Genomic DNA, 11,678 nt, shown 5'->3' with positions numbered 1-11,678 from the left:
AAGGCATGAACGCCACTTATTATTTCATGAAAAACGGGGGAAGGGCGTTTTTTATTGCACCACCCTCTCCCCGGATTTGAGACAGTTACTATGAAACGACCACCCAATTAACGGTTCGCGGGTTGACTAACAGCCGAATTGCTGCCGCTGTCCGCTTCAGGACTTCCACAGCCCATGAATATTGCAGTACTCCCGCGCCGTCACGGCTGCCGCGGAAAGATTGAAAACCGCGGTGGGCGCGTCTCCGGGCTTTAAAAACTGCCGATAGGCCTTACCGTCGGCAATCAGCTCGATCCACTGGATATAGTGCTTCTCCTCCATCGGATGGAGCGTCGAACCCACGGTTACCTTGTACCCCCCGTCGATCTTCTCAATCAGCGGAACATGTTTTTCCTTCGTGGAATCGGCGGTGTTTTCCGTCTGCAGCTCCATCGGCTGACCGCAGCAGATCAAGACGCCGGCGGCGCCGTGCAGCACCTCAACAATGTTTCCACAAATCTTACACTTGTAAACCTCAAGCTGTTTTGCCATTGCATTTCTCCTTTCTATAAAGGTTTGGAAGGATCAGCCCGCGAGCTGCTCCCCGATTGCCTTGCCATAGTCATGGCAGGATTTGAGTCCCTCCTGCGTCCCCACGATATGTTCCAGCATATTGAAGGAACCAAGATTCGTAACCTTCATCTTGTAAACAAACTCCATCGTGTCGAAAATCATCTTCGGGGCATCGCCGCTGTGGGTGTAGGAACCGAAGGCGCCGCCAACTTTCCCCTGCAGCCCCGCCTTCTGGGCAAGAAACAAAAATGTTTCGAAATTATTGGGCATCGTCCGATGGTAAGTCGGGCAACCGAGGATATAGGCATCATATCCGGCTAAATCTTTTTCATTTTTGATTTCGGAAACCTTTTTGAGCTCGGCTTCGCTTCCGGAAATTCTAACCCCCTCGGCAATATGCTCGGCCATCTGTTCGGTCTTGCCTGTTCTGCTGTAATACACAATCAAAACCTTTTTCATTTTTTCACCTCCGTATGATTTAAATTTTTTTTAACATACTATGTTACCACCGCGCCGTCAACATCTATGAAAAATCACCATTAGCTATTGACAGGCAGAAAATTTTTTTCTATAGAGCCGCAGTACCTCCAGCGGATAATATTCCAATAAATAAAATCTTATCCATATTATACCGTCTGGCGGGAAACGGTTCTGCCGAGAGATAGCTTAAGTTAGCCAGAAGGCAGTCTAAATGCTCAATATACGTGAATAATAACGGCATACTCGGATGTGCAGCAAGGGATTAGCATTTCTTATAAAGCGGCCCACGAGGTGAAAATATGACGGTGCTTCTCAAAATATCCGGGCTCATCGATGGCTTGAGCAGGCGAATCGGTCAGGTTATTATCTGGTTTATTCTGGCTTCGGTGCTTTTAAGCACCGGCAACGCCCTGGCGCGCAAGTTGTTCCGCATAGGCTCCAACGCCTTCACGGAAATGCAATGGTATCTTTACGGAGCGGTGTTCCTGCTGGGCGCCGGCTACGCCTTCCTCAAAAATGCTCACGTGCGGATCGACTTTATTTCGTCGCATCTCTCACCGCGGGCCCGCTCAGTTATTGACATCCTCGGCATCATCATTTTTCTTGCGCCCCTTTGCTTTCTGTTAATCAGTATTTCCTGGCCCCTGTTTGTCAACGCCTGGGAAAGTGGAGAAATGTCTTCCAACGCCGGAGGGCTTATTCGCTGGCCGGTTTATCTGCTGTTGCCGGTCGGCCTGACCCTGCTGCTGTTACAGAGCTTTTCAGAGCTGGTAAAACGGATCGCTTTTTTGAAAGGGATGATTCCTGATCCGCTCTCCCATAAGATCGAAAACGAGGATTGCGCTGAAACACACTCTGATCCCAGTCGATCGGAGGTATGCTGAGATGGAATTCATCGCCAATAATTTTGTTCCGCTGCTGTTCGTCGGCCTTTTTTGCTTTCTGCTGACCGGTTTTCCCGTCGCCTTCAGCCTCGCGGCCACCGGCCTTGCCTTCGGGTTCATCGGGATACAGGCCGGGCTATTTCATAATTCCCTGTTCCAGGCGCTGCCGCTCCGAATCTTCGGAATCGTCCAGAATGAAACCATGCTGGCGATTCCCTTTTTCACCTTTATGGGGCTGATCCTCGAGAGGAGCGGCATGGCCGAGGATCTGCTGGAAACGATCGGCCAGTTGTTCGGCCCGCTGCGGGGCGGCCTCGCTTTGGCGACGATCTTCGTCGGCGCCCTGCTGGCTGCGACCACCGGCGTCATGGCGGCAGCCGTCATCTCGATGGGCCTGATCTCGCTGCCGATTATGCTTCGCTATGGCTACAACAACAGCGTTACCGCCGGAGTGATCACCGCTTCCGGCACGCTGGCGCAGATCATTCCTCCCTCCCTGGTCTTGATCGTCATGGCTGACCAACTGGGATGTTCCGTCGGCGATATGTACGCCGGCGCAATGGTCCCAGGGTTGCTGCTGGTGGGCCTGTTCATGCTTTTCATCATTGTGCTTGCCATCGTCCGCCCGAAGTGGGTGCCGGCCCTGCCCAAGGAGGCGCGCATCTACCGGGAAGAAAACGGCGCCAGCGGTTACATATCCCTGCTGGTTGTCTTCGGCATCGCGATTTCCGCGGCGTTTGTCTGGAGCCACTTTCACGATGCCCTAATCAATCCGCTTATCGACCGCACAGACAAGGCGCCTTCCGACGAAATAATCACCCTTTCCGTGACAGTAGCCGCCGCGGTGGCTTTTATAATAGCAATCGCCAATAAAGCGCTGCATCTGCATCTGCTGTCCAAACTTTCGGAACGCGTCGTTTTTGTGCTGCTTCCCCCTTTGGTGCTGATCTTCCTGGTTCTCGGCACCATCTTCATCGGCGTCGCCACGCCGACCGAGGGGGGGGCCATGGGCGCCTCCGGCGCCATGATCATGGCCTTTTCCCGCCGGAAGCTCGATTTTACGCTTTTCAAACAGGCGCTGGAAAACACGACGATTCTTTCCTGTTTTGTCATGTTTATCCTGATCGGGGCCACGGTGTTCAGTTTTACCTTCAACGCGGCGGACGGCCATCTCTGGGTTGAAAATATCTTTGCCCAACTTCCGGGCGGCAGGCTGAGTTTTCTGATCGCAGTGAACATCCTGGTCTTTATCCTGGGCTGTTTCATCGATTTTTTCGAGATCGCGTTCATCGTCATCCCGCTTCTGGTCGGGGTAGCCACCAAACTGGACATCAACCTGGTATGGTTCGGCATCCTGATCGGGATGAACCTGCAGACATCCTTTCTGTCGCCTCCCTTCGGCTTTGCCCTTTTCTATCTCCGCAGCGTCGCCCCGCGCGAGGACTATCTCGACCGGATAACGGGCAAGACGGTTAAGGCCATGACAACGCCCCAGATTTACAAGGGCTCCGTTTTATTCATCGCCCTGCAGGTGATTATGGTGATCTTGGTGATCTCCTTCCCCCAGCTCGTAACCGGAAGACTCGACACGAATAAGGCGATCAATCTCGACACCATAAAGCTCGAAGCCGAGCAGGGGGAATACGGGCAGGAGCAAGGCGCAGCAACCCTGGAGTTCCCTTCGCCGGAACAGGCAGAAGGCCCGGGAACATCCATGGCGCCGGAGAGCGGCGCCGGCGGGCAGAAGGAAGAGGATGATCCCATGGCGGCGGTCCTGCGCGCACTGGAAAAGGACAAGGTGAAGAAATAATATCCTCGTCCTCCGACACTCCTGGCGTTTTTTTGAAAAACAGGCCTGATATAGTCCCTTCAGCGACAGGTCAGGAAACGCCTCTTTTCTGGAATATTTGAGAACCTTGAATTCAACTGGGAAACCGACAGAAAATTGAAAACCCCGCCGTTCCAAGCTTCGTTTGCGGAATGGCGGGGTTTTTATTGTTCACCAGAAAACAGTAGCTTTCCGCTACAGTTTCTGGGTATGCATGAAATCGTCGAACCCGGCTTCGGCGAACCGGAACCACATGTTCGAGTCCGATCGGAACTGGCTGTAATCATCGTAAACCTTCTTCCAGCGGGGGTTCTTGGCGGAAAGCTCGCTGTAGAGGGCCATCGACTCCTTGAACGCGGCATCCATGATATCTTTCGAGAAACGGTGCAGCTTGGCGCCGCCGGCCACCAGTTTTTTCAGGGCCTCCGGATTCTTTACATCGTATATGGCCTGCATTATCACATGCGAACGTGCTGCGGCCGCTTCGATTATCGCCTTGTACTCCGCCGGAAGCGCCTCAAACGCCTTCGCATTGACGTACAAATCCGTCGCCGCCCCGCCTTCCCACCAGCCGGGATAGTAATAATTGGGCGCCACCTTGTAAAAACCGAGTTTCAGGTCGTCATAGGGCCCGACAAACTCGACAGCGTCGATAGTGCCCTTTTCCAGGGATGTGTAAATCTCGCCTCCGGGCATGCTCACGGTCACCATGCCCAGCCGCTGCATAACGGTGCCGGCAATGCCTGCCGTTCTCATCTTCAAACCCTTCAAATCCTTTAGCGATTTTACTTCCTTACGGTACCATCCGCCCATCTGCGCCCCGGTGTTGCCCATCGGGAAGTTGATGATGTTGTAGCTTTTGTAAAATTCCCGCATCAGCTTCAGGCCGTTGCCCTCAAACATCCAGGCGGTCATCTGGCGGGAGTTCAGGCCAAAGGGAATCGCGGTGCCCATGGCAAATGTTTCATCCTTGCCGAAAAAATAGTAGGGAGCGGTGTGGCAACATTCCACCGTCCCGTTCTGCACGCCGTCAACAACGCCAAAGGCGGGAAGCAGCTCCCCGGCCTGATGGGCGGTTATCGTAAACTTCCCGCCGGACATCTCGCCGACTATCTTGGCAAACTCCTCAGCCGGTCGAAAGAGGGCATCCAGCGCCTTCGGGAAACTCGACGCAAGGCGCCAGCGGATTGTCGTCTGCGCATGGGCAAACGGCGCCCCAACCCCAATCCCTGCGGCGATTCCTGCCCCTGCGGCGATTCCCGCCCCGGCTTTCTTTAAAAACGAACGTCTTCCCTGAACAATCTTCTTTTCTTGCTCCATTTCTGCTCCTCCCCAATTTATGTTTGATGGTCGCTTTGTTATGCCGTGGCTCACTTGCCACAGCAAAAGAATGTCCATATTGTATGTCCCGGGTGTGGAAAGTCAAGCAAAAATTTTCTTTTTTTGAACGTCACTGATATTTTCCTTGACTTTTTATTTTTCGTGACGTATTCACCGCGCCGGAAGCGGGAATTTACGTCAATTGCTCCGCTATATAAATGTGCTAAAGTGCATGTGAATTATAACCCGCGCTCTGGCGCGGGTTTTTTCGTTTTGGGAAAACTAAACTTAAAAAAGGAGACAAAATGCAGATAACATCGGAAAGCATCAAGATTGGACATCCGGATATCGTTGCGGATACGATCGCCGCGCACGTCATCGCCACCATCCTTGAGCAGGAAAAAGAATTCGGGATGGACATCAACAATATGCCCCACTGCGGCATCGAGGTCTTCCTCGGCAAGGGGCTTTGCGTCGTCGGCGGGGAGGTCAGCACCAGGGCCTGGATCGACCTTGACAAGATCGTTCGGGAAACCGTTCTCAGCATCGGATACAACGATATCGCCGTCGGCCTGAACGGCAGCTCCATTGGCGTTCTGAACGCCATTATCCCCCAGTCCCCGGACATCAACATGGGCACCCGCGCCGATTCCGGAAAATACAGGGAGATCGGGGCGGGCGATCAGGGAATCATGTACGGATTTGCCTGTGACGAAACGCCGGAGCTGCTCCCGCTGCCTTATGTCCTTGCCACCAAAATGATGAGGGCCTTCGAAGACTGCGGCGATCCCATCTTTGCCCCGGACGGCAAGGGGCAGGTCTCGGTAGAATATGACGACAAAACGTGCAAACCCCTGCGTCTGGCCAAGGTGCTCATGTCGAATGCCATTGACTATCGCTTTGTGAAAGGCAAAAGAGAACTGGTGGAAAAAAAGGCCCGGAAGATCGCCTTTGCTGCCATGGGAGGATATGTGGATAAAAACACCGAATTCATGTTCAATCCTACCGGGGAATGGCAGGCGATAAACTCATGCAGCGCGGCAGACTCCGGAATAACCGGCCGCAAGCTTGTGGTGCAGGCCTATGGCGGGTATCCGGGCGCCCAGCTCGGAGGGGGCGCGGTTGTCAATAAAACTCCGGAAAAGGTGGATTGCTCGGCCGCCTTCGGCGCCCGGCATGTCGCCAAAAACATCGTCGCCGCGGGGTTGGCCACAAAATGCTCCGTGCAGCTCTCCTACGCCATCGGCGTCGCCCAGCCTTTTTCCGTTTACATCGACAGCTTCGGGACGGCCAAAACAGGCGACAGAAGGCTTGAGGAAATGGTGGACAAGCTCTTTGACCTCACCCCGGCCGGGATGATCGGGCGGTTTGATCTTCTCAACAGCGAAACCTACCGCCGGATTCCGAAGACGCTCTTCATGGATAACTATCCGTGGGAGAAAACCGACATGGTCAAGAAACTGCAGAAGGAAGCGCGCGGGAAATAACAAAAAAGGGGACAGGCTGGTTTTCATTTTTCAAAAACCAGCCTGTCCCCTTTTTTACTGCTTTTTCTCCTTCTCGAGTTTGCGCTTTTCTTCATCCCGGATTTCCCGCCGGAGCAGCTTGCCGACCTTGGATTTGGGGAGCATATCCCGAAACTCAATGTATTGCGGAATCTTGTAGGGGGCAAGCCTTTCGTGGCACCACCTGAGAAGTTCGGAGCTGCCTATTCCCTTGGCGTCTTCCTTCAAAACCACGATCGCCTTGATCCGTTCGCCCACCTTCGGATCGGGCACTCCGACCACGCAGGCCCCCATCACGGTCGGATGGTCCTGAAGCGCCGCTTCGATCTCCGAGGCCGAAACCCGGTAAGCCTTATATTTGATGATGTCCGCGGTTCTTTCAATGAACTCCAGTTCCCCGGACTCGGTTCTTTTCACATAATCGCCCGTTCGATAGTAGATTTCTCCGTCTATCTCGATGTAGGAGTACTTTGTCTCTTCCGGCTTGTTCAAATATTCCTTTATCGGGTATAACGACGTAACAAGCAATTCACCAAGTTCGCCCACCGGCAGAGGAGAGAGCGTCGTCCGATCGACAACGATCGATTTCCTGGTCTTCAGCGTCTTGCCGATGGTCGTGGGCGACGGCTGTTTGTCCAGGGGGCTGTAGCTTACATGTCCTATCTCGGTTGAACCGTACACCTGGTAGAGGGGGATGCCGTATTTTTCCTGCCAGGTCCGAAAGACTTCCTGGGGCAGGACATCCCCGCCGCAGTAGCAGTACCTCAAGGAACTTAAATCGTATTGATCAATCCTGTCATTTTCCAGGATCATGCGGTAGAGGGCGGGCACCCCCAGCATGCAGCGCACCTTGTAATGCTCTATGGCGGACAGGATCGCATCGACCTCGGGGAGCGGCATCAGCACAACCGTATTGCCGAAATTCAGGCCAAAGGCCATGGCAAACCCCTTGGCCATGATATGAAAGAGGGGGTTTACCATGAGCACCACATCTGTTCCCTCCTCGATGAAACCGCTGGCGACATCCTCCATAATGTCATTTATGTACGAAACCTCGCCGCTGTGGTTCCCCAGAACGCCCTTCGGAAATCCCGTCGTGCCGCCTGTGTACATGATATAAGAAAGGTCTTGCATCGGATCGATGGCAACCTCCGGCGGCGGGGGCCAGTCCTTCTTCATGATGTCGTTAAAAAAATAAATCTTTTCCCCTTTTTCCACGGCGCCCATCGGAATCTTGTCTAACAGATGGCCTACCATCTTCTTCCACCAGGGAACCAGATCGACCAGGTTCGTAACGATGACGCGCTTCAGCCCGGCCCCTTCCATTACATCTTTCACATATCCGAAGTTGGTATCTAAGCAGATGACGGATTCTATCCCCGCATCGAGCATCATGTATTTGATTTCGAAGGCGGTATAAATGGGGGAAACGGGAACGGTGATCGCCCCGATCTTGTTTATGGCGTAGTTGGCGATTATCCACTGGGGACAATTTGATATATAGAGCATCACCTTATCGCCCTTTTTGACCCCGAGGGCAGAAAGACCCCTGGCAAATTGATCGACCATTCTCTCCAACAAACTGTAAGAAAATCGTTTTCCCAGGTAGATAAGGGCAGTGTTGCCAGGATGCTTCCGGCAGATTTCGTAAAAACGCGAGAAGGCTAACTGGCTTGCAAAATTATCCATGGATTTTCCCCTCAAACACCAAAATAGGCTGATTTTACGTCCGGATTATCGAGGAGTTCCGCGCCTGTGCCTTGCAGCACACTGGAGCCGTTCTCGAGAATGTACCCATTGTCGATGATGGGAATAACCGGACGGGCGTATTGCTCGGTAATGATAATGGTAATGCCCTTTGTATCGCGGATCGCCTTCGTCCCGCTGATGACGATATCCATATAAGCCGGACTCAAACCCAGCAGTGGTTCATCCAAAAGCAGGACGGTGGGATTTGCCATGAGAGCCCTGCCGATGGCCAGCATCTGCTGCTCCCCGCCGCTTAAAAACCCCCCCTGCCTGTTGAGATGATCCTTGAGACGGGGAAAAAGATTCAGCACATATTCAAGATTGTCTTTCGTATCCTGCTTTTTTGAAAGATACGCGCCGATCTTCAGATTTTCCAGGACGGAACTCTCGGGGAATATTCTCCTTCTCTCCGGGCACAGGACTATCCCCTTTTTGGCCCGCAGATGCGGTTTGAGATGAGAGACATCCTCCCCGTTCAGGGTTAATTTCCCATAGACCGAGATGCGCTCTCCCCCTCGCATCTCCTCTTTTTTCTTGATGTCGAGAATGATCCCGGAGAGAAAATACATCAGCGCGCTTTTGCCGGCGCTGTTCGAGCCGAAGATGCCGATGATTTTGCCGTCCGGGGCGTCAATGCTGACGTTATTAAGGGCAATCATGTTTTCATAAAAAATCATCATCCCGCTTGCTTCAAGCATAGTCCGCTATACCTCTTCTTTGCCAAGATAGGCTTCTTTGACCTTCTTGTTTTCGATAACAACGCCCGATTCACCTTCCGCAATCTTTTCCCCGAAGTTCAGGGCCATGACCCGGTCGGCCACCCGGAACAACTCCCGGAGCCGGTGCTCAACCATGATCAGGGTAATCCCCTCTTCCTTCATCTTTTCGATCAAGGGGAGCATGCCGGCGATTTCGCTCATGCTCAATCCGGAAAACACCTCGTCGCAGAAAATGATCTCCGGCCGCATCGCAATGCACCGCGCCAACTCCAGCCGCTTTTGATATCCGGTTGGCAGCGTGGAGGCGATTTTGTAAGGAACCCGCGAATCCCGCTCGAAACCGATCTCTTCGAGGATATCGATCGCCACCGTATCCCGATCTCCGTGTTTTCCCCCGCCCCGCCATCCGCCCACGGTCTTGGCGCGCGGCGACCAGAGGGGAATGATCAGGTTCTTGTAGGCCGGGAGGCTGTAATAGGGTCGCATGATCTGAAACGTCCGGCTGATGCCGATGTGGGCGATCTTGTGGGGCGCCCACTTGGTAATATTTTTTCCTTTGAACAATACCCGCCCGGCATCAGGCTTGATAAAACCGGTGATGCAGTTAATCAGTGTGGTTTTTCCCGAACCGTTCGGCCCGATAATGCCGTAAACCTCACCCCGTTTAATCTCAAAGCCCACATCCACGAGCGCCTTGAGACCGCCGAAGTTCTTGCTTATGCCCTGAACAGAAAGGATTATTTCGTCGCTCATACCTTTACCCACCTTTCAAACTGGTGGTATTTTCTCATGACATAAACCATTATTCCCTCACTCTTGAAGACGATGAATCCGGTGAGGATTACACAGTATATGACTATCCTGAATGTACCGAAATTACGCAGTAATTCTGATACCGGCACCAGAATGAAGCTGCCGACAACTGCGCCCAGCAGGGTGCCGCCGCCGCCGATCACCACCGAAGCAATCGGGATAATCGAAAAGTCGAGGGCAAAAAGGGAAGTGCCTGCCCAGGAATACATGTGTGCGATGTATGCCCCGGCAAAGCATCCCATGAAGGAGGACACGAATACGGCAAAGGCCTTCATCCGGGTAACGCTGATGCCCGAGGCCCGCACCGCCTGATCGTTATCCTTGACCCCCCTGATGACGAGGCCCATGTCCTGATTGACAAAGCGCCTCAGTCCGTAGAGGAAGATCAGCGTGGCGATGATGATCAGGTAGTGCTCAACATATGCATTGGGAAGGCTGTCGAGACCGATGATGCCGTTCGTCCCGCCAAAGATGTTCAATGCCTCGATCACCCTGGTCGCGAGCAGCGGATACATCAGCGTAACAATTGCAAAGTAAACCCCGCGCAGCGGCAGGGCCGGCATCAGCAGCAGCGTGGAAAGGGCAGCCCCGCCGATTGTCGCAAGCGGGATGGAAAGATAAACCGGGAAATGAAAGTAAACATTGAAGATGGCGGAGAGGTAACCGCCGATACCCACAAAAAAAGCGCCTCCCAGACACACCAGACCCACAAAATTGGCAAGGAAATCAAAAGCAAGGGCAAGCAGCGCATAAACGCACACAATATTGATGACCCTTTTCCAGTAGGGGGCAAACTCAAGGACGATGGGAAGGATTATCATCCCGACTATTAAAAAAAGCGGAGGCCCTATCAAGTAGAGCATTTCCCGCCACGTTGAGATCGCATAGAGCCCCGCGGTTCTCACCCGGACGCCCCTGTCAATCCTTTCCTTCCGCATCATCTCCATAACTTAGACCCTTTCTTCGAGCTCTTTCTGCTTGCCGAATATCCCGGATGGCTTTATGAGCAAAGTGATAATAATCGCCAGCAGGGCGACTACCATCTGGTATTGCGACGAGAGAAAGGCTTCCGTAAGGATTTGCGCAAAACCGATGATGAAGGACGCGAGAATTGTCCCGCCCCAGCTTCCCAATCCTCCGATTACGCTCACGGCAATGGCAAAAATCAGGACACTGTAGCCGACCTCCACGATTATGTTTCCCAGAGGCAGAAGCATTATTGCCGCAAGACCGGCCAGGCCCGACCCCAACGCCAGCGAGATAATTGCCGTCATATCCGAATCAATGCCGAGCATCATGGCGGCCCTTTCGTCCTGGGCTATCCCCCGCAAGGCCAGCCCCACCCTGTTGAAATGTGTAAAAAGATAGAGGGCAGCGAAGACAATAATGCCCACCGCAACAATCAGCAGTCGCTGGTAATCGACGCTCACCCCGAAAATATTCATGGACCCGGCGATAAAAGGGGGAAGGGTGAAAGTCATTCCTCTCAACCCTCCCCACCTCAGTCCTTCCAGAATTGCCAGACCGATCGCATACGTGGCGATAATCTCGGATATCTCCATTCCCCGTATCCGGATCAGGATAAACCTATACATAAAGGCCCCGATCGCGGCAGTAATGCCGATGGCAAGCACAATCGCCACCGGATAAGGGAGCGACCCAAACTTGTTCATAAAGAGCCAGGCCAGATACCCCGTTGTGACGTAGAGGGCTCCGTGCGCAAAATTGGGCATCCTGGCAATGCTGTACACCAGGGTAAACCCCAGAGCCGTCAAGGAGAGAATCACACTGTTTATAACTCCATAAACAATTATTTCCACGTCAGCCT

Annotated in this window: 11 protein-coding genes; 3 read left to right on the top strand and 8 right to left on the bottom strand. The window is 53.2% G+C overall.

Annotated features, from left to right (window positions below):
* Window positions 1–156: 156 nt before the first annotated feature.
* Window positions 157–531: a desulfoferrodoxin gene (locus K0B01_02330; protein MBW6484976.1), complete on the bottom strand. Its 375-nt coding sequence runs from the start codon at window positions 529–531 to the stop codon at window positions 157–159.
* 33 nt (window positions 532–564) lie between these two features.
* Window positions 565–1,011 carry a flavodoxin domain-containing protein gene (locus tag K0B01_02325; GenBank protein ID MBW6484975.1) on the bottom strand — a complete coding sequence of 149 codons (447 nt, stop codon included), beginning with the start codon at window positions 1,009–1,011 and terminating at the stop codon, window positions 565–567.
* Between the two features lie 320 nt (window positions 1,012–1,331).
* Here K0B01_02325 and K0B01_02320 point away from each other — a divergent pair, with 320 nt between their 5' ends.
* Both K0B01_02320 and K0B01_02315 read left to right on the top strand, forming a co-directional pair.
* Window positions 1,332–1,916 (top strand): TRAP transporter small permease subunit, encoded by a 585-nt coding sequence (locus tag K0B01_02320; GenBank protein MBW6484974.1) that lies wholly within the window; start codon window positions 1,332–1,334, stop codon window positions 1,914–1,916.
* A 1-nt stretch (window position 1,917) separates the two neighbouring features.
* Window positions 1,918–3,726, top strand: coding sequence for a TRAP transporter large permease subunit (locus K0B01_02315; protein MBW6484973.1), 1,809 nt, complete (start codon window positions 1,918–1,920; stop codon window positions 3,724–3,726).
* 213 nt (window positions 3,727–3,939) lie between these two features.
* Here the strand turns inward: K0B01_02315 and dctP are convergent, their stop codons facing one another.
* Window positions 3,940–5,064, bottom strand: coding sequence for a TRAP transporter substrate-binding protein DctP (gene dctP, locus K0B01_02310; GenBank protein ID MBW6484972.1), 1,125 nt, complete (start codon window positions 5,062–5,064; stop codon window positions 3,940–3,942).
* 305 nt (window positions 5,065–5,369) lie between these two features.
* Between dctP and metK the strand changes: the two genes are divergently transcribed.
* Window positions 5,370–6,551, top strand: coding sequence for a methionine adenosyltransferase (gene metK, locus K0B01_02305; GenBank protein ID MBW6484971.1), 1,182 nt, complete (start codon window positions 5,370–5,372; stop codon window positions 6,549–6,551).
* 54 nt (window positions 6,552–6,605) lie between these two features.
* Here the strand turns inward: metK and K0B01_02300 are convergent, their stop codons facing one another.
* Genes K0B01_02300 through K0B01_02280 form a run of 5 tightly spaced genes read right to left on the bottom strand, consistent with a single transcriptional unit; the run spans window position 6,606 to window position 11,670 of the window.
* Entirely contained in the window at window positions 6,606–8,258 is a 1,653-nt protein-coding gene (locus K0B01_02300; protein ID MBW6484970.1) for an AMP-binding protein, read from the bottom strand.
* A gap of 11 nt (window positions 8,259–8,269) precedes the next feature.
* Window positions 8,270–9,016, bottom strand: a complete 747-nt coding sequence (locus tag K0B01_02295) for an ATP-binding cassette domain-containing protein (protein MBW6484969.1) — start codon at window positions 9,014–9,016, stop codon at window positions 8,270–8,272.
* Window positions 9,017–9,022: 6 nt separating this feature from the next.
* Window positions 9,023–9,790, bottom strand: coding sequence for an ABC transporter ATP-binding protein (locus tag K0B01_02290; protein MBW6484968.1), 768 nt, complete (start codon window positions 9,788–9,790; stop codon window positions 9,023–9,025).
* A complete protein-coding gene (locus tag K0B01_02285; protein MBW6484967.1) occupies window positions 9,787–10,797 on the bottom strand; it encodes a branched-chain amino acid ABC transporter permease in 1,011 nt (336 codons plus the stop codon). The genes K0B01_02290 and K0B01_02285 overlap by 4 nt, the downstream gene beginning before the upstream one ends.
* 3 nt (window positions 10,798–10,800) lie before the next feature.
* A complete protein-coding gene (locus K0B01_02280) occupies window positions 10,801–11,670 on the bottom strand; it encodes a branched-chain amino acid ABC transporter permease (protein ID MBW6484966.1) in 870 nt (289 codons plus the stop codon).
* Window positions 11,671–11,678 lie beyond the last annotated feature (8 nt).

Source organism: Syntrophobacterales bacterium, assembly GCA_019429105.1.
GTDB lineage: Bacteria > Desulfobacterota > Syntrophia > Syntrophales > UBA5619 > DYTH01.
Note: the sequence above shows the minus strand (reverse complement) of the source record. Positions and strands in the feature narration are given on the sequence as shown.

Coding starts and splice junctions, on each gene's coding strand:
- K0B01_02290 (MBW6484968.1), bottom strand. CDS start 9,790: ATGAGCGACGAAATAATCCTTTCTGTTCAGGGCATAAGCAAGAACTTC.
- metK (MBW6484971.1), top strand. CDS start 5,370: ATGCAGATAACATCGGAAAGCATCAAGATTGGACATCCGGATATCGTT.
- K0B01_02295 (MBW6484969.1), bottom strand. CDS start 9,016: ATGCTTGAAGCAAGCGGGATGATGATTTTTTATGAAAACATGATTGCC.
- K0B01_02330 (MBW6484976.1), bottom strand. CDS start 531: ATGGCAAAACAGCTTGAGGTTTACAAGTGTAAGATTTGTGGAAACATT.
- K0B01_02315 (MBW6484973.1), top strand. CDS start 1,918: ATGGAATTCATCGCCAATAATTTTGTTCCGCTGCTGTTCGTCGGCCTT.
- dctP (MBW6484972.1), bottom strand. CDS start 5,064: ATGGAGCAAGAAAAGAAGATTGTTCAGGGAAGACGTTCGTTTTTAAAG.
- K0B01_02285 (MBW6484967.1), bottom strand. CDS start 10,797: ATGGAGATGATGCGGAAGGAAAGGATTGACAGGGGCGTCCGGGTGAGA.
- K0B01_02320 (MBW6484974.1), top strand. CDS start 1,332: ATGACGGTGCTTCTCAAAATATCCGGGCTCATCGATGGCTTGAGCAGG.
- K0B01_02300 (MBW6484970.1), bottom strand. CDS start 8,258: ATGGATAATTTTGCAAGCCAGTTAGCCTTCTCGCGTTTTTACGAAATC.
- K0B01_02325 (MBW6484975.1), bottom strand. CDS start 1,011: ATGAAAAAGGTTTTGATTGTGTATTACAGCAGAACAGGCAAGACCGAA.